The following is a 17,225-nucleotide window of genomic DNA, read 5'->3' on the forward strand; positions in this document are numbered from 1 at the left end:
TTGAGCGCGCGGACGCTCACCAGCGGCTCGCCGGCCGCCTGGCGCGCAGCACCGGCGCCTCGGCGCGGCAGCGCGTCGACCAATTGCCGAGTGTAGGCCTCGCGCGGCGCCGACAGGATCTGCGACGCGCTGCCGGTTTCCACCATCCTGCCCTGCCGCAATACCACGGCACGCTGCGCATAGCGCGACACCAGACCGAGATTATGGGTGATCAGCATCACCGATGTGCCGTGATCGCGCGCCAGTGCGACCATCAGGTCCAGCACCTCGCGTTGCGTCAGCGTGTCGAGGGCCGTGGTCGGTTCGTCCGCGATCAGGAGTTTCGGTCTCAGCAGCATCACCGACGCCAGCATGATGCGCTGACGCATGCCGCCGGAGAATTCGTGCGGAAAGGCATTAAAGGTAGTCTCGGGATCGCGGATCTGCACACGCGCGAGCATATCGAGACAACGACGGTGGATTTCGCTCCTTGAAATCCGCTCGTGCAGCGCGAGGCCTTCCGCCATCTGCGCGCCGATGCTGATCGCCGGATTGAGCGATACCATGGGCTCCTGGAACACCATGCCGATCGATGGCCCGCGCACGGCGCGCATCCGCTTCGGCGATGCAGTGGTCAAGTCCTCCCCGTCGAGCGCGATCTGCCCGCCGGTCCTGACAAGCCCGGTTGGAAGCAGGCCGAGCACCGCCCGCGCCGCCGCGGTCTTGCCGCTGCCGGATTCGCCGACCACGGCCAGAAACTCGCCGCGCTCGATCGCGAAGGAGACGCCGTCGACCACCTTCGCACCGGTCCGAGCGGCCTCGATGCGCAGATTTTCGACCGTAAGCAGCGAAACCGTCATCCGTGCGCCATCCTGGGGTCGAGGCGATCACGCAAGGAGTCGCCGAGCAGGTTGATGCCAAGCAGCGTCAGCGCGATGCACAAGCCGGGCGCCATGCCGAGCCAGACCGCGCTTTCCATGTAGGGCCGGCTCGCCGCCAGCATGTTGCCCCAGGTCGGCGCCGGCGGCGGCACGCCGAGGCCGAGGAAGCTCAGCGCGCTCTCCGCCAGCAGCACCCAGCCGAACATGCTGGTCGCCAGCACGGCGACCGGTGCCACGGCATTGGGCAGGACGTGGCGCAGCATGGAATAGACTTCGGAATTGCCGATCACGCGCGAGGCTTCGATGTACTCTTTCTCGCGGATCGACAGCACCGTCCCGCGCACCACGCGCGCAACCGACGGGATGTAGGCAAGCCCGAGCGCCAGCACGAGGCCGAACTTGTTGGCGCCGACCACGATCATGACCGCCAGCGCCAGCAGGATGCCGGGAAAGGCGAGCAGCGCGTCGTTGACCGCCATGATGACGCGATCGGTCCAGCCGCGCAGATAGCCGGTGACAACACCCACCATCACGCCGACCGCGATCGCGAGTGCGACGGTGAGAAGGGCGACCACGACGCTGGTCGCGGCCCCCGCCATCACACGGCTCAGTACGTCGCGGCCGAACTCGTCGGTGCCGAGCCAATACAGCGAGGATGGCGGCTGCAACCGCGCCCGCAGATTGACCCGCAGCGGATCGAACGGTGTCCAGAATGCAGCGGTCACGGCGGCGCCGAGCACGAGTGCCATCAGGGAGCCGCCGATCGCGGTATTGGCACGCACCTTCATGCCAGAGTGACCCTTGGATCGAACAATGGATAGCAGAGGTCGACAATGAGATTGACGACGACATAGATGACCGCGGTGAACAGGAGGCAGCCCTGCACCACCGGATAGTCGCGGGCGAAGATCGAATCCACCAGCAGCCGCCCGAGGCCCGGCAGCGTGAACACGGTCTCGATGACGGCGATGCCGCCGAGCAGATGCCCGAGCACGAGCCCGATCAGCGTCCAGGTCGGCGCAAAGGCGTTCGGCAGCACGTGCCGGCCGAGCACCAGCCATTCCGGCACGCCCTTGGCGCGCGCATGCGTGACATATTCGAGCCGCAACACCTCGATCGAGGCGGCGCGCGCCATGCGCGTGAGCACGCCGATCTCGATCATGGTCAGCGTTGCGATCGGCAGCACCATGAACACCATCGCCTGCCAGAAATTTTCCGAGAACGGCACATAGCCGATCACCGGCAGCCATTTCAGCTTCAGGCCGAACAGCAGCAACAACAGCAAGCCGAGCCAGAAACTCGGGATCGAGAGCAACAGCGTGGCGCTGCCGACTACCGCGAGGTCGAGCGCGCTGTTCTGCCGCCACGCCGCGACCAGGCCGGCCGGCACCGCGACGCAGGCCGCAAGCCCGACCGCGACGAGCACGATGATTGCGCTGACCTGAAAACGCTCCAGGATCAACGGCAACACGGCCAGATTGTCGGTAATGGAATGACCGAAATCGCCGGTCAAAAGCTTGGCGAGCCAGTGCACGAATTGCAGCGGGATCGGCTGATCGAGCCCGAGTTGCGCGCGCATCTGCGCGACCTGCGCCGGCTCCGCGGCATCGCCCAGCATCACCTGCACGGGATCGCCGGGGATCAGCCGCACCAGCGTGAACACCGCGATCGCCACCAGAAGCAGCGTCGGAACCGTCATCGCCAGCCGTCTTGCAAGGTAACCCAACATCGCCGTGGTCCGTGTCTACTGAACGCTCACGCCCCAGAAGCGCGGCTGCGGATAGAGCCAGCCGGCATATCCCTTGATATTCTTGCGCAGCGCCGCGAGTTCGGCGCCGTTGAACAGCACGATCATCGGCACGTCCTTGATGAAGCGGCGGTGCATCTCGTCGAACAGCGCCTGCCGTTTGGCGGTGTCGTCGGTCATCATCGACTGACGCAGCATCTCCTGCACTTCCGGATTGTCCCAGACCTTGCGCGGCTGTGTCGCTTTCGGTCCTGTCAGCATCTCGAAGCTCAGCGATGGATCGAGCCGCGCCGAATAAACGAAGGCCATCGCCTGGTAATCGCCGCGATTGTAGCGGTCGAGCTGGGTGGCCCAGTCCAGCACCTCGATCTCGATATTGATGCCGAGGGCTTGCGCCATCGCCTGCACCAGAACGGCGGAATCGAAGACGAACCCGTAGCGCTTGTTGGCGATCATCTTGATCGGCTGGCCGCGATAGCCGGCCTCGACCAAGAGCTTCTTCGCTTCCGCGATGTTCTGCGTGTAACCGTGCGCCTGCACTTCACCGTAGAATGGACTGCCGATCGGCAGCGCCGAATTGTTGGCGCGCGCGGTGCCCTGCATCACGACATCGGCGATCTGCGCGGTATCGAGGCAGAGCGCGATGGCGCGGCGGATGCGGACGTCCTTGAGCAGCGGATCCCTGGTCTGGAACAGGATGCCGGTCAGCCCGAGTGCCGGCGTAACGCTGATCTGCACCTCCGGCCGCGACTTGAGGTCTTCCAGATCAGGGACTCCCAGCGCGCTGATCGCATCCAGCGAGCCGCTGAGCAGGCCGGCCTTGGCGGCGGAACTGTCGGGAATGACGTTGAAGCGCACCCGATCAACTTCAGCGGTCTTGGCGCCGGCGTAACCGCTGCGCGGCCCGTTGCGTGACGCATAATTATCGAAGCGGGCCACATCGATATACTGGCCGCGCTTCCATTCGCCGAGCTTGAACGGCCCGGTGCCGACCGGCGCGATCCATTTGCCGTCCGGCCCGACGGAGTCACGATGGATGATTGCGGTTTGCCCGCAATCCGGCCGCGCCAGCGTGGGCAGGAACAGAGCGGTCGGCTGGTCGAGCGTTACGGCAACCGTTTGCGGATCGGGCGCCTCGATTCTCTCGATCCGGGCGATGCCGCTTGGTCCAAATTCAGAAAGACAGCGCCATTGCGTTGCGGGATCGAGCCAGCGCTTGAGCGACCAGACGACGTCCTCCGCCGTCATGGTCGCGCCATTGTGGAATTTGACGCCCTTGCGCAGATGGAAAGTGTAGGTCTTGCCGTCGTTCGAGACATTCCAGCTTTCAGCCAGCATCGGGCCGATCGAGGTGTCTTCACGGAAGGCAACTAAGCCCTCGACCATGTGCGCCACCACCCCGTCGGTATTGGCATCGCGGTTGGTGCCGGGATCGGTCGAGCGGATGTCGGCGTTGAGGCGTGTGCGCAGCACCGTCTCCGCGGTGGCGCACGTCGGCATCACAGCAAGACAGGCCAGAGTCAGGCCGACCACCACTGCACCGGATGGCCGACGCATCAGCATCAGGACGCCCTCGCAACGGTCGGCGGATCTGCCTGTGTTCGCCCTGGCGACACGTCGAGCCGATAGGTAGTGAACTGCCGGTTCAGCGCCGGCAACGGCGCGGCTTCCATCACCCCGCTCGCCGGCTCCATCAGGATCATCGCGACGGTGGCGCTGAGATTGTTGCTGAGATTTTGGCGCGGCGGGCGGCACACCGACCACGGATGCGCAAAATCATCGAACAGCGCCGCCTTGACGGTGTCAAAGGTGATGGCGCCGATATGCGGCTGCAGCAGCTCGCGGACGCGGATGTCGCGGTAGAGGCTATCGGGAGTATTGAAGATGCCGGTATCCCGGAGCTTGCCGAGCGCGACCGGACTGACAAAGTGGTTGGCGTGGACCAGCAACCCGCGCTCCGGATGCACCTGGAAGGTCTCGTCGGGCGCGCATTCGAAGTCGATCGCAACGCCGTCGCGATGGCTGACAATCATGTTGTTGGCCGCGGACTTTTTGCTGCAATAAACGGTGCGCATCGCGAGTGCCACATGCTCGTTCTCCAGCACCTTGCGGCGGATCAGGGCCAGCGGCACGCCGACATCCCGGTAGTCGCGATCGGATTCCAGGTAGTTCGCCGTGATGGCGATGCCGACCGCATTGAAGCCGCAGCGCCCGAGCGCGCCGGCCTCGGTGAACGTCATGAGGTCGGGCCCATCGTCGCGGCGCACCTTCAACACGACGGCGGTCTCGGCGCATTCACGCTTCCAGTCCCAGTTCTGGGCATGAATGAGACGGCCGGAGCCGGCTGCCTGCGGCAGCACGACGACGCCGGTGCAGCCATCGGGCTCGTCCGGCGTCTTCAGCCGCGCGCGCACCTCGGGTTTGGCGAGCTTGAGAATCTCGGTGCGGGCGTTGAGCAGCGCCACGTCCTCGAACGGCACGCGCGCGCCTTCGGCAATGCCGCGCATCTCCTCGATATAGGCCGGCTCGAATGCCTCGATGACCGGCAGATAGTCGCGCACCAGCGCGGACACGCCGGCCGCATCGAGCGACAGATCCTTGAGCTGCGCATGATAATGCGACACGCCCTTGCGGATCCGGTCGGCGGCCTTGGCGCCATATTGCCGGCCGCGCTCCTGCGGCGGGCCGGAAATCTCGATCAGCGGAAACGGTTCGACCATCGACACAGGCTCAACTTCCCTTTGCAATTGATCGAAGCCTAATGTATTTTGTAATGACATGAAACAAAAATCTTCAACCCGCGAAAAACCGGCCCCGAGCCGCCTGCAGCGCGAGCTGTCGGCGGGGATTCTGGACTTCATCCGGGCGGAAAAACTCGTGCCCGGAACGCGACTTGCGGAAGTGGCGCTGGCGGAACGGCTGCAGGTTTCACGCACGCCCGTGCGCGCGGCGCTGAAACTTTTGGCGCGGCGCCGGCTGGTGCGACCGGGCGCACGGCGCGGCTATTTCGTCGCCGATGCGGTTCCGCCAGACCACAAGGTGCCCGCCCCTCCTGCTCCTGACGACACCGGCCGCCTGTTCCTCGCCATCGCGCGCGATTGCCGCGCCGGCCGATTGCCGGTCGACGTCTCCGAGCGCGACCTGATGCAGCGATACGACGCGACGCGCCCGATCGTGCAGCGCGTGCTGACGAAGCTTGCGGAGGTGGCGGCCGTGCAGCGCAAGCCTGGACATGGCTGGCGCTTCCAGCCGATCATTGCCGACGCACAGGCCCGCGACGAGAGCTATCGCTACCGGTTGCTGATCGAGCCTGCCGGACTACTGGAGCCGGGCTTCCGGCTCGATCCGCACTGGGCCGCCGAAATGCGCCGCCGCCACCAGGAGATGATGGCAATGCCGTGGAACGAGACCGCCAGCATCGCGCTCTACGAAATGAACGCCGCGTTCCATGAAGGCCTGGCTGCGGCCTCCGGCAACCGCTTCCTGCTGGTTGGGGTGCAGCAGCAAAACCGGCTCCGGCGCTTCGCCAATTACGATTGGACGTTCGGCTACCAGCGCGTGGTGACGAACTGCCGCGAACATCTCGCCATCCTCGACCGGCTCGAAGCCGGCGAGCAGGTGGAGGCCGCCGCCTTGTTGCGCCGGCATCTGGAAGACGCGGCAAAGCTCAAGCGCAACACAGACGCCGCCGTGCCGGCAACCGGCTAGCGCATTCGAAAATTTCAGGAGCCATCCATGCCTGTATCGCAAGCCGCGTCTTCCAATACTCCCCTCACCCGCGAGGCCATGGAGGCGTTCTGGCTGCCGATGACGCCCAACCGGCAGTTCAAGTCGAAGCCGCGCCTGTTCGTCGGCGCCGAAGGCATGCACTACGTCGCGCAGGACGGGCAGCGCATTCTCGATGGCATGGCGGGACTGTGGTGCGTGAATGCCGGACACGGCCAACGGCGCATTGTCGATGCGATCCAGACCCAGGCCGCCAAGCTCGACTTCGTCTCCTCATTCCAGATGAGCCATCCGGCCGCGTTCGAGCTGGCCGGCCGCATCGCCCAGATCGCGCCGTCCGGGCTCGACCATGTCTTTTTCACCAACTCCGGCTCGGAATCCGTCGATACCGCGCTGAAGATTGCGCGCGGCTACCACCGCGCCCGCGGCGAAGCCAGCCGCATCCGCTTCATCTCCCGCGCCAAGGCCTATCACGGCATGGGCTGGGGTGGACTGTCCGTGAGCGGCATCGTTCGCCATCGCCGGGATTTCGGCCCGCTGTTGCCCGAGGTCGACCATCTCTCGCACACGCACAATCCCGAGCAAATGGCATTCTCGCGAGGACAACCAAGTTGGGGCGCGCATCTCGCCGATGAGCTCGAAAAACTGCTCGCGATTCACGATCCCTCGACAGTCGCCGCCGTGATCGTCGAACCCGTGACCGGCTCCGGCGGCGTCTTCCCCCCGCCCGTCGGCTATCTGGAGCGCTTGCGCGAAATCTGTGACCGGAATGGCATCCTCTTGATCTTCGACGAAGTGATCACGGGATTCGGGCGCGTCGGCGCGGCCTTTGCCGCGAATGCCTTCGGCGTCACGCCCGACCTCATCACCTGCGCCAAGGGCATGACCAATGCCGCCGTGCCGATGGGCGGCGTCATCGTCAGCGGCAAGGTCTACGATGCGCTGATGGCGGGACCGGAAAACACCATCGAGCTGTTTCACGGCTACACCTATTCAGCCCATCCACTCGCCTGCGCCGCGGCGCTCGCCGCGCTCGACGTCTACCAGGACCTGGCTCTGTTCGAGCAGGCGCGACGCATCGCGCCGCTCTGGGAAGCCGCCGCGCATGCGCTGAAGGACGCGCCGCACATCATCGACATCCGCAACATCGGCCTGCTGGCGGCCATCGACCTCAGGCCCCGCGACGGCGCCCCAGGCGCACGAGGGGCCGAATGCGCCAGCCGCTGCTATGACGACGGCTTCCTGATCCGCGCCAGCGGCGATACGCTGCTGCTGTCGCCGCCGCTGATCATCGAGGAGGAACAGATCGCGGCCCTCTTCGCCGCTATCCGCCGCGCCCTCGCCGCCGTGGGATGACGCGCGAATAGGCCGGGAAAGTTCCTGACGGGACCGCCTCGCCATGCCTCCCCACGGCCGGTCCAAGATACTATGTTAAGGCCATGAGGAATCACGGCCAGCCCCAAGCCATTGGTTCAATAGCCACGCCGGAGCCCTTCCCGCGGCAAAGCTTCGACGACGCACGGGAGGCGGTCGCGGCCTTGCGATCGCTTTATGCGAGAAATACCTCGTTCCTGCGTGACTCCTTCGCGGCGCTCGCGGCTGGCGGCGACAGCAACCGGCGCTACCGGGCCTTCTATCCGGAAGTCAGCGTCACCACGAACTCCTATACGCAGATCGATTCCCGCCAGGCCTATGGCCATATGCCGACGCCCGGGCACTTCTCGACCACGATCACCCAGCCCGACCTGTTCGAAACCTACCTCGTCGAGCAGCTTGATCTGATCATGCACAATCATGGCGTTCCGGTCGTCGTATCGGAATCGGATACGCCGATCCCGCTGCATTTTGCTTTTCTCGAAGGCACCTATGTTGACGGCAGCGCCGCCAAGCACATCAAGCGTCCGCTCCGGGACCTGTTCGACGTTCCCGACCTTGATGGAACTGACGATCAGATCGCCAACGGCACATATGAGGCGCCGGTCGGCCGGCCGCGGCCGCTGGCGCAATTCACCGCGCAGCGCGTCGACTATTCGCTGCATCGCCTGACGCACTACACCGCCACCAACCCGCTGCACTTCCAGAATTTCGTACTTTTCACCAACTACCAATTCTACATCGACGAATTCTGCGCGCGCGCCAGGGAGCTGATGGCGAAAGGCGGCGGTGGCTATACCGAATTCGTCGAGCCGGGCAACGTCATCACCTACCCCGGCGAACAGCGGCTTGACGCCGGCGCACCGGCACAACGTCTGCCGCAGATGCCGGCGTATCATTTGAAGAAGCCGAACTATGGCGGCATCAGCATGGTCAACATCGGCGTCGGGCCGGCGAACGCCAAGACGATCACCGACCATATCGCCGTGCTCAGACCGCATGCTTGGTTGATGCTCGGGCACTGCGCCGGATTGCGTGACACCCAGGCGCTGGGCGACTACGTGCTGGCCCACGCTTACGTGCGCGAAGACCATGTTCTCGACGACGATCTCCCGTTGTGGGTGCCGATTCCCGCGCTCGCCGAAATCCAGGTGGCGCTCGAGGAAGCCGTGGCGGAAGTGACGGGACTTTCCGGATACGACCTGAAGCGCATCATGCGCACCGGCACCGTCGCCTCCATCGACAATCGCAACTGGGAACTGCGCGACCGGCGCGGTCCGGTGCAGCGGCTATCGCAGTCGCGGGCGATCGCGCTGGACATGGAATCGGCGACCATCGCAGCCAACGGGTTTCGCTTTCGCGTGCCCTACGGCACCTTGCTATGCGTATCTGACAAGCCATTGCACGGAGAGCTGAAGCTGCCCGGCATGGCCACCGAGTTCTATAAGCGCCAGGTGAGCCAGCATTTGACGATCGGCATCAGGGCGCTGGAAAAGCTGGCGGAGATGCCATTGGAGCGATTGCACTCGCGCAAGCTCCGAAACTTCTCGGAAACGGCTTTCCAGTAAAGCGCAACCTGGCAGCTATCGCGTCCCGTAAGCGCGATCCCCGGCATCGCCGAGGCCGGGCAGGATAAAGGCGTTCGCATCCAGCCCCTCGTCGATCCCGGCCGTCCACACCCGCACGTCGGGATGCAGGCCCCGGAAACGCTCCACACCTTCCGGCGCAGCGAGAAGGCATACCAACCGGATATCCTTCGCGCCGCGCTCCTTCAGCCTGTCCACCGCCGCTACCGCCGTGTTCGCGGTCGCAAGAACCGGCGACACCACGATTGCCAACCGCTCGTGAAGATCGGACGGCGATTTGAAAAAATATTCGACCGCCACGAATGTCTGCGGTTCGCGGTAGAGCCCGATATGCGCGACGCGGGCGGTCGGAACGAGATCCAGCATTCCGTCGACAAACGTCACCCCTGCCCGCAATACCGGCACGAAAACCAGTTTCTTTCCCGCGATCTTGGCGGAGTGCATGCGTGCAAGCGGCGTCTCGACCTCCACATCGGTCAACGGCAGATCGCGCGTTACCTCGTAACACAGCAGCATGCCGATCTCCTTGAGGAGCTCGCGAAACGACTTGGTCGAAATCGTCTTGTCCCGGATCAGCGTAAGCTTGTGCTGGACCAGCGGGTGATCCACGATCGTAACGCCTTCCATGCTCTTGCCCTCTTGCGAATAGTCGCTCAAAAAACTGTGCCGTCACTGACGACCTTGACGGGCGGAGAGCCGTCGGGCCGGCGTTCGAACGCCATCGCCCTGCCCGCCGCCCAGGTGCCACCTTCCAGAATTTTCGCCAGTGGAAGCGAGACGGCATCAAGACCCACGCACTGCCGCAGCAGATCCGCCAGCCTGTCCAGCAGCGCAACGGTCAGCGCTCTCCACTCGACCACGAGTGCAGACGCGACATCGTGCTCGCGTTGCGCGTCCGCGGGATCGCGGAACTCCAGCACCCCGGCGTCGACAAACAATCCGCCATTGCGGTATTCCGCAAGGCCCGTGAGGCCGTCGATATCGGTCACCTGCAGCCCCGCCCGCTGCATCGGCTCGATCAGCGAATATGACAGCCACTGCGACAGCTTGTGCAGCGGCACCAGCTCGCTGGTCGCATCTTCGGTCTTGAGCGCCGGATGACGCCAGCAATCCCCCAACGGAATGCCGCCCAGCGTGATGCGTGAGGGCCAGATCGGCCCCAACTGGCGCAAAAGCTCTGACAGAATCGTCGGGGCCTCGATCAACCCCTGCTCGGCCGCCCCCGCGAGATGATCGAACAATCCTCCGGGCCGCGCTGTGTCCTCGCGGGCGAAAACCTGCGGCGCCGCTGATACCTGTTCGCCCAGCCGACGAAGAAGACCGACACGTCCCTCGAGGCCAACCAGCGGATTGTCGTCGGCGATCTGAAAGCCAGTCCGCAGATCGGCAACGGTCAATCGCCCAAGCGCAGTGGCATCGGCTCGCAGCGGTTCGTCAGCCTTCGCTGAGAACACGCCGCGCGCAAACATGTCCAGACTGGCGAGCGCCAGGCCTTCCGAACGGCCGATCCTTGCGCCCGTCGAGGGATCGCGATAGCGCCACGACGGACCTGCGCCGGCGTCGAGAAGCACGCTGACGATGGCGAGGTCGAATTCGGCACGGGCGCGCTCTTTGCCGCCGCGCCATTCCTTCACATCGGCAAGCGCCGCCCAGCGATCGACGCCACCAACGACGAAATGGCGCCAGCGCGAATGAAAAGGCACGTCGAATGCCGGATAGGCCCTGCGCGTTGTCGCAAGCACGAGATCAACCGCCGCGTCGAGCCGGCCAAGGTTTACCCGGAAATGTCGAAGCTGGCCGTTCAAGCCGATTTCCAGCAGCCGGTGGGCACGAGTGCGCACCGCTTTCGCAGTCAAAAGAGAAAGGGCATCTGCGCTCGTGTCTGCGGTCACGATCAATGGTCCGGCCCGCCCTAATATTTTTCGAGCGGCCGACCGGAGGCGATCAGGTCTTCGGGCTTCTGGCCGGGCGAAAAATATCCCGCGGCTTTCTTGGCGGCGATCTCCACATGGGCGTCGGCCGGAATCATGTCGTCGGGAATGGCGACGCGCTCGACAATCTCGATACCCTGCCCCGTTAGCGCATCGTACTTCATGTCGCTCATCGAGATGAAGCGGTCGATCCGCTTCAATCCCAGCCAGTGAATGACGTCAGGCATCAATTGCTGGAAGCGTGCATCCTGAACCCCGGCAACGCATTCCGTTCGCTCGAAATAGGCGGCCGCATCGTCGCCTGCTTCCTGACGCTTGCGCGCATTGTAGACCAGAAACTTCGTGACCTCGCCGAGCGCCCGGCCTTCCTTGCGGTTGTAGACGATGACGCCCAGACCGCCGGCTTGTCCGGCGCGCGCGCATTCCTCGATGCCATGGATGAGATAAGGACGGCAGGTGCAGATATCCGAGCCGAAGACGTCGGAGCCGTTGCACTCGTCATGGACGCGGCAGGTGATCTTGGTCCGATGATCCGGAAGCTTCGTGACATCGCCGAACAGATAGACGGTCGTCCCGCCGATCGGCGGAAGAAAGACTTGCAGATCGGGGCGCGTGACAAGCTCGGGAAACATGCCGGCCGTCTGCTCGAACAGTGCACGCCGTAGGTTGGTCACGCTGGTGCCGAAGCGCTGTGCGATGCCGGGCAGATACCAAACCGGATCGATCGCGATCTTGACGACGGAGACGGAGCCGCTGGCATGAACGAACTCGCCATCGGCCTCCAGCCGCTTGGCCGCCAGGGCCGCCTGAATTTCCGGAAGATCGAGACGGGCGCGCGTGATCGCGATGCTCGGCCTGATATCGATACCCTCGGCGATTTCGGCGCGAAAATTCTCCGCGACGAGATGTCCCCATGGATCGAGCGCAACAATCCGCTCCGGATCCATCCATTGCGCAAACGGTCCAACGGTCGCGGCCGGGTGCGTGTTGGTGAGATCGGGGCGACGGATCGGGTCCAGTGCGCCCGAAGATACGGCAAGCGCGCGGTAGACCGCATAGGAGCCGCCGTGAGTGCCAATCACGTTACGATCCTGTGGACGTGATACCGTTCCGATGATCGGACCACGTTCGCGCGCGGTCGGCGCACCCCAGCGGATCGGGAATTCATGCGTCGCACCGGGCACCGGATGCGATGTCAGGCGGATATGATCGGTACGATTGGACTGGCTCATCTTTCGGTAGTCCCAAAACGGCAACGGCCCGCCTGAATGACGGGCCTGACCGGAAAACCAATTGAATTTGCGCGGGTCACCGACCCATACAGCATTATATAGGGAAGTTGCGCGAATACACAACAATCAAGAGAGGTATTCCCACGCCGGACGAGGTCCGTCGGCTGACCGGAATCCATGGCCCAACGGCGCCCCCAATGGTAAATCACCGGTATCACGTTTGATCACTTTTTAGGGTAACCAAACGACGCCGGCGAAGCGCGTGCCCAAGCCGGTGCGCTACAAGGTCAGGCTCGGCAGATCCAACCCATTGGCGCGGGCACATGCCACAGCACTTTCATAGCCCGCATCGGCATGGCGCATGACGCCTGTCGCCGGGTCGTTCCACAGCACACGTTCGAGACGGCGCGCAGCCTCCGGAGTCCCATCGGCAACGATGACCATCCCGGCGTGCTGCGAATAACCGATCCCCACGCCTCCGCCATGGTGCAGCGAAACCCAGGTGGCACCGCTGGCACAATTGAGCAGCGCGTTGAGCAGCGGCCAGTCGGACACGGCATCCGAACCGTCGCGCATCGCTTCGGTTTCGCGGTTCGGACTCGCAACCGAGCCGCTATCGAGATGATCGCGGCCGATGACGATCGGCGCCTTCAACTCGCCCTTCGCCACCATTTCATTGAAAGCCATGCCGAGCCGGTGACGATCGCCAAGACCGACCCAGCAAATCCGCGCCGGCAGTCCCTGGAACTTGATCCGCGCTTTGGCCATGTCGAGCCAGTTGTGAAGATGCTTGTCGTCAGGCATCAGCTCCTTCACCTTGGCGTCGGTGCGGAAGATGTCCTCGGGATCACCTGATAGCGCCGCCCAGCGGAACGGGCCAACACCGCGGCAGAACAGGGGACGGATGTAAGCCGGAACGAAACCGGGAAAGTCGAACGCGTTGTTCAGTCCCATGTCCTTGGCCATCTGGCGAATGTTGTTGCCGTAGTCAAGCGTGGGAATGCCCTGCGCGTGGAAATCCAGCATGGCCTGGACGTGGCCGACCATGGAGGTCTTGGCCGCCGCTTCAACCGCTTTCGGATCGGCCTCGCGTTTCGACTCCCACTCGGCGAGCGTCCATCCTTTCGGCAAATAGCCGTTGATTGGATCGTGCGCGCTGGTCTGATCGGTGACGATGTCGGGCCTGACGCCGCGGCGCACCAGCTCGGGAAAGATATCGGCAGCATTGCCGAGCAGGCCGACCGAAATTGCCTTCTTGCTCTGAGCCGCCTCCACCATGATCGCGAGGGCCTCGTCAAGCGAGCCTGCCTGCCGGTCGAGGTAACCCGTGCGCAACCGCATCTCGATGCGGCTCGGCTGGCATTCGATCGCGAGCATCGACGCCCCGGCCATGGTGGCGGCAAGCGGCTGCGCGCCGCCCATCCCGCCAAGACCTGCCGTCAAGATCCACTTGCCCGCGAGGTTGCCGCCGTAGTGACGCCGTCCGACCTCGACAAAGGTTTCATACGTCCCCTGCACGATGCCCTGGCTGCCGATGTAAATCCACGAGCCGGCGGTCATCTGACCGAACATCATCAACCCAGCCTTGTCGAGCTCATTGAAATGATCGAGCGTCGCCCAATGCGGCACCAGATTCGAGTTCGCGATCAGGACGCGCGGCGCATCGGCATGGGTGCGGAAAATTCCGACCGGCTTGCCCGACTGCACCACCAGCGTCTGGTCGCCTTCGAGCTTGCGCAGCGAGGCCACGATGCGGTCGAAACTTTCCCAGTCGCGGGCGGCACGGCCTATTCCGCCGTAGACGACGAGCTCGCTCGGTCGTTCGGCAACATCGGGATCTAGATTGTTCATCAGCATTCGGAGCGGCGCTTCCGTCAGCCAGCTCCTGGCGCTGATCTCAGAGCCGTGGGGCGCCCGGATCGTGCGGTCGTTGTCCCGTCGGCGGTTCATGACGAATGACCTCTCTCGGCAAGGATTGGAAACGGGTTCTGTTCGAGCACCGACATCGCGGCGGCCGGCAATACGCCGGCTTCGACCAGCGCCGCGGCCTTCTTCAGATCGTCCGCCATATATCGATCGTGACCGAGCGCCGGCACCTGCTCACGCAACACGGCAATGACCGCGGCAAGCGCAGCGCTGGTCGTATGCGGAGCACGCAGGCCTATGCCTTGCGCCGCAACCAGGAGCTCGATGCCCAATATGGTGGCGAGATTGTCCGCCATATCAGACAATCGGCGCGCCGCATGCGCGGCCATCGACACGTGATCTTCCTGGTTGGCGCTGGTCGGCGTCGAATCGATCGAACAGGCCGCGGCACGCTGCTTGTTTTCGGCGAAAAGCGCGGCTGCCGTCACTTCGGCGATCATGAAGCCGGAGTTGACGCCGGGATCGGGGGTCAGGAACGGCGGCAGGCCGAAGTTCAGCGCGGGATCGACCAGCGTGGCGATGCGCCGCTCGCTGATCGCGCCGATCTCGGACAAGGCCAGCGCAATCTGATCGGCGACAAAGGCGACCGGCTCCGCGTGAAAATTTCCACCCGAGACGATCTCTCTGGTCTCAACCAGCACCAGCGGGTTGTCGGTGACGGCGTTGGCCTCGATCGTCAACGTGCGGGCGGCCTGGGTCAAAATGTCGAGCGCGGCCCCGGCTACCTGCGGCTGGCAGCGCAGGCAATAGGGATCCTGCACGCGCTCGTCGCCTTCGAGATGCGACATGCGGATATCGCTGCCCTCGAGCAATGCCATCAGGGCGGCGGCTGCCGCGATTTGTCCAGCATGCCCCCGTAGCTGCTGAATCTGCGGGCGAAACGGGGCCGTCGACGCCATGGCCGCATCGACCGACAGCGCACCCGTCACCAGCGCTGCACAGGCCAGATCATGCGCGCGCAGCAATCCGGAAATGGCATAGGCCGTCGAAAACTGCGTGCCATTGATCAGGGCAAGGCCTTCCTTCGGCCCAAGCTTAATCGGCGCGAGATCGGCGGCGGCCAGCGCATCGCGACCCGGCACAATGTTACCGCCGACGAACGCCTGCCCCTCACCGATCATGACGGCGGTCATATGCGCCAGCGGCGCCAGGTCGCCTGATGCTCCGACCGATCCCTGCTGCGGCACCAGCGGACAAATGCCCCGCGCCAGCATGGCCTGAAGTTGCTCGATGATTTCGCGGCGCACGCCAGACGCGCCTCGTCCCAGCGAGACGACCTTGAGCGCCATCATCAGGCGGACGATCGGTTCGGGCGTGGGCTGCCCTACTCCGCAGCAATGCGACACGATGAGATTGCGTTGCAGCAGCGCCGTCTGATCCGGCGGAATACGCTTCGACGCCAGTTTTCCGAAGCCCGTGTTGATGCCGTAAGCGGGAACGTCCGAGCGCGCGGCTTCCGCAACAATGGCCGATGCCGCCTCGACGCGCGGCCAGAATGACGGATCGAGCACCACCGACGCGCCTGCAAGCACTTGCTGCAGATCGCCGAGGCTGACCCTTCCGGGTAAAACGACAATGGAAGCGTTCCGCTCGCTCATTGTCCCCTCCACACCCGGCGGTGCAGCGGATTGAAGCCGATCCGGTAAACGAGCTCCGCCGGCCGGTCGATCTCCCAGATCGCGAGATCGCAATACTTGCCGGCCTCGAGCGTACCGGTCTCACCGAGAATGCCGAGCGCACGTGCCCCTTCCCGCGTGACGCCGGCAAGGCATTCGGCAACGGTCATCCGGAACAGCGTTGCGCCCATATTCATGGCCAGCAGGAGCGACGTCAGCGGCGAACTGCCGGGGTTGCAGTCGGTGGCAAGCGCCATGTTCACACCATGCGTGCGGAACAGTTCGACCGGCGGCTTCGTGGTCTCACGAATGAAATAGAATGCGCCCGGCAGCAGCACGGCCACCGTCCCTGCCCGCGCCATCGCCGCGGCGCCGGCCTCATCCGTGTGCTCCAGATGATCGGCCGACAACGCCGAGAATTCCGCGGCAAGCGCGGCACCGCCGAGGTTCGACAATTGATCCGCATGCAGCTTGACCGGCAATCCGAGCGCCCTGGCTGCGCGGAATACCCGCGCCGTTTGCTCTCCCAAGAACGCAATGCCTTCCATGAAGCCGTCGACGGCGTCGGCCAGTCCCGCCTGCGCCACTGCCGGCAACATCTCGCGGCAGACAAGATCGATATATCGGTCTTTGTCGCCGTCTGCTTCCGGCGGTAGCGCGTGCGCGCCAAGAAACGAGGTCTTGATCGCGACCGGCCGCTTGCCCTCCAGCGCACGCGCCGCCGATAGCTGGCGCATCTCGGTTTCGGTATTGAGCCCGTAGCCGGATTTGATCTCCAGCGTCGTCACGCCCTCGCCGATCAGGGCGTCGAGCCTTGGCAGCGCGCCGGCCACAAGCTCGGCCTCGCTGGACGCCCGCGTTGCCGCGACCGTCGAGACAATACCGCCGCCGGCGCGCGCGATCTCTTCGTAGCTTGCGCCCTGCAGCCGCAGCTCGAACTCATGCGCGCGGTTTCCGCCGAACACCAGATGGGTATGACAATCCACCAATCCCGGCGTGATCCAGCGCCCGGCGCAATCGATACGCTCGGCCGCGTCGGCATCCGATGGAAACTCGGCACGGCTGCCGGCGAAGGCGATGCGGCCGTCGCGCGCGGCGACCAGGCCGTCCTCGATCACGCCGAGCCCGGGCATATCCTCCCGGACCGTGGCGAGCCGGGCGTTGAGCCAGATTCGATCGAAGCGCTCGGCCATGCAGTTCTCCTCCGCGGCAGGAGCTTGACGTATC

At 64.4% G+C, this 17,225-nt stretch carries 14 protein-coding genes; 3 read left to right on the forward strand and 11 right to left on the reverse strand.

Features of this window, described 5'->3' with window-relative positions; all coding sequences use genetic code 11:
- The 5 genes from CQ12_RS19540 to CQ12_RS19560 all read right to left on the reverse strand — a co-directional run.
- On the reverse strand, positions 1-839 hold an 839-nt coding region (locus tag CQ12_RS19540; RefSeq protein ID WP_157088339.1), incomplete at its 3' end, for an ATP-binding cassette domain-containing protein.
- Positions 836-1,648: an ABC transporter permease gene (locus tag CQ12_RS19545; RefSeq protein ID WP_057836937.1), complete on the reverse strand. Its 813-nt coding sequence runs from the start codon at positions 1,646-1,648 to the stop codon at positions 836-838. The genes CQ12_RS19545 and CQ12_RS19540, both read right to left, overlap by 4 nt.
- Positions 1,645-2,589, reverse strand: coding sequence for an ABC transporter permease (locus tag CQ12_RS19550; protein ID WP_057836938.1), 945 nt, complete (start codon positions 2,587-2,589; stop codon positions 1,645-1,647). Before CQ12_RS19550 ends, CQ12_RS19545 begins: the two co-directional genes overlap by 4 nt.
- A gap of 15 nt (positions 2,590-2,604) precedes the next feature.
- A complete protein-coding gene (locus CQ12_RS19555; protein ID WP_083519378.1) occupies positions 2,605-4,170 on the reverse strand; it encodes an ABC transporter substrate-binding protein in 1,566 nt (521 codons plus the stop codon).
- A complete protein-coding gene (locus CQ12_RS19560; RefSeq protein ID WP_057836939.1) occupies positions 4,170-5,327 on the reverse strand; it encodes a C45 family autoproteolytic acyltransferase/hydrolase in 1,158 nt (385 codons plus the stop codon). The genes CQ12_RS19555 and CQ12_RS19560 overlap by 1 nt, the downstream gene beginning before the upstream one ends.
- A gap of 58 nt (positions 5,328-5,385) precedes the next feature.
- On the opposite strand from CQ12_RS19560, the gene CQ12_RS19565 reads away from it, so the two are divergent.
- The 3 genes from CQ12_RS19565 to CQ12_RS19575 all read left to right on the forward strand — a co-directional run bounded on the left by CQ12_RS19565 (position 5,386) and on the right by CQ12_RS19575 (position 9,275).
- On the forward strand, positions 5,386-6,315 hold the full coding sequence (locus CQ12_RS19565; RefSeq protein ID WP_057836940.1) for a GntR family transcriptional regulator: 930 nt from the start codon (positions 5,386-5,388) through the stop codon (positions 6,313-6,315).
- A 27-nt stretch (positions 6,316-6,342) separates the two neighbouring features.
- Positions 6,343-7,689, forward strand: coding sequence for an omega-aminotransferase AptA (gene aptA / locus CQ12_RS19570; protein WP_057836941.1), 1,347 nt, complete (start codon positions 6,343-6,345; stop codon positions 7,687-7,689).
- Between the two features lie 83 nt (positions 7,690-7,772).
- A complete protein-coding gene (locus tag CQ12_RS19575; RefSeq protein ID WP_057836942.1) occupies positions 7,773-9,275 on the forward strand; it encodes an AMP nucleosidase in 1,503 nt (500 codons plus the stop codon).
- Positions 9,276-9,290: 15 nt separating this feature from the next.
- Here the strand turns inward: CQ12_RS19575 and upp are convergent, their stop codons facing one another.
- From upp to hutI, 6 genes are all read right to left on the reverse strand, one after another.
- Positions 9,291-9,920 carry a uracil phosphoribosyltransferase gene (upp, locus tag CQ12_RS19580; protein WP_057837090.1) on the reverse strand — a complete coding sequence of 210 codons (630 nt, stop codon included), beginning with the start codon at positions 9,918-9,920 and terminating at the stop codon, positions 9,291-9,293.
- Positions 9,921-9,946: 26 nt separating this feature from the next.
- A complete protein-coding gene (locus tag CQ12_RS19585) occupies positions 9,947-11,185 on the reverse strand; it encodes a URC4/urg3 family protein (RefSeq protein ID WP_057837091.1) in 1,239 nt (412 codons plus the stop codon).
- Between the two features lie 20 nt (positions 11,186-11,205).
- Positions 11,206-12,456, reverse strand: coding sequence for a GTP cyclohydrolase II (locus CQ12_RS19590; protein ID WP_057836943.1), 1,251 nt, complete (start codon positions 12,454-12,456; stop codon positions 11,206-11,208).
- Positions 12,457-12,735: 279 nt separating this feature from the next.
- Complete coding sequence (gene hutU, locus CQ12_RS19595; RefSeq protein ID WP_057836944.1) at positions 12,736-14,406, reverse strand: urocanate hydratase; 1,671 nt, start codon at positions 14,404-14,406, stop codon at positions 12,736-12,738.
- Positions 14,403-15,980: a histidine ammonia-lyase gene (gene hutH / locus CQ12_RS19600; protein ID WP_057836945.1), complete on the reverse strand. Its 1,578-nt coding sequence runs from the start codon at positions 15,978-15,980 to the stop codon at positions 14,403-14,405. The genes hutU and hutH overlap by 4 nt, the downstream gene beginning before the upstream one ends.
- A complete protein-coding gene (gene hutI / locus CQ12_RS19605) occupies positions 15,977-17,191 on the reverse strand; it encodes an imidazolonepropionase (protein WP_057836946.1) in 1,215 nt (404 codons plus the stop codon). Before hutI ends, hutH begins: the two co-directional genes overlap by 4 nt.
- Between the last annotated feature and the right edge of the window lie 34 nt (positions 17,192-17,225).

The sequence above is a fragment of the Bradyrhizobium jicamae genome (assembly GCF_001440395.1).
Lineage (GTDB): Bacteria > Pseudomonadota > Alphaproteobacteria > Rhizobiales > Xanthobacteraceae > Bradyrhizobium > Bradyrhizobium jicamae.

What these genes read in the sequence shown, in the direction of transcription:
- CQ12_RS19550 (WP_057836938.1), bottom strand. Translation starts at nt 2,589, where the DNA reads ATGTTGGGTTACCTTGCAAGACGGCTGGCGATGACGGTTCCGACGCTG.
- CQ12_RS19590 (WP_057836943.1), bottom strand. Translation starts at nt 12,456, where the DNA reads ATGAGCCAGTCCAATCGTACCGATCATATCCGCCTGACATCGCATCCG.
- hutI (WP_057836946.1), bottom strand. Translation starts at nt 17,191, where the DNA reads ATGGCCGAGCGCTTCGATCGAATCTGGCTCAACGCCCGGCTCGCCACG.
- hutH (WP_057836945.1), bottom strand. Translation starts at nt 15,980, where the DNA reads ATGAGCGAGCGGAACGCTTCCATTGTCGTTTTACCCGGAAGGGTCAGC.
- CQ12_RS19555 (WP_083519378.1), bottom strand. Translation starts at nt 4,170, where the DNA reads ATGCTGATGCGTCGGCCATCCGGTGCAGTGGTGGTCGGCCTGACTCTG.
- CQ12_RS19575 (WP_057836942.1), top strand. Translation starts at nt 7,773, where the DNA reads ATGAGGAATCACGGCCAGCCCCAAGCCATTGGTTCAATAGCCACGCCG.
- CQ12_RS19545 (WP_057836937.1), bottom strand. Translation starts at nt 1,648, where the DNA reads ATGAAGGTGCGTGCCAATACCGCGATCGGCGGCTCCCTGATGGCACTC.
- upp (WP_057837090.1), bottom strand. Translation starts at nt 9,920, where the DNA reads ATGGAAGGCGTTACGATCGTGGATCACCCGCTGGTCCAGCACAAGCTT.
- hutU (WP_057836944.1), bottom strand. Translation starts at nt 14,406, where the DNA reads ATGAACCGCCGACGGGACAACGACCGCACGATCCGGGCGCCCCACGGC.
- aptA (WP_057836941.1), top strand. Translation starts at nt 6,343, where the DNA reads ATGCCTGTATCGCAAGCCGCGTCTTCCAATACTCCCCTCACCCGCGAG.
- CQ12_RS19560 (WP_057836939.1), bottom strand. Translation starts at nt 5,327, where the DNA reads ATGGTCGAACCGTTTCCGCTGATCGAGATTTCCGGCCCGCCGCAGGAG.
- CQ12_RS19565 (WP_057836940.1), top strand. Translation starts at nt 5,386, where the DNA reads ATGAAACAAAAATCTTCAACCCGCGAAAAACCGGCCCCGAGCCGCCTG.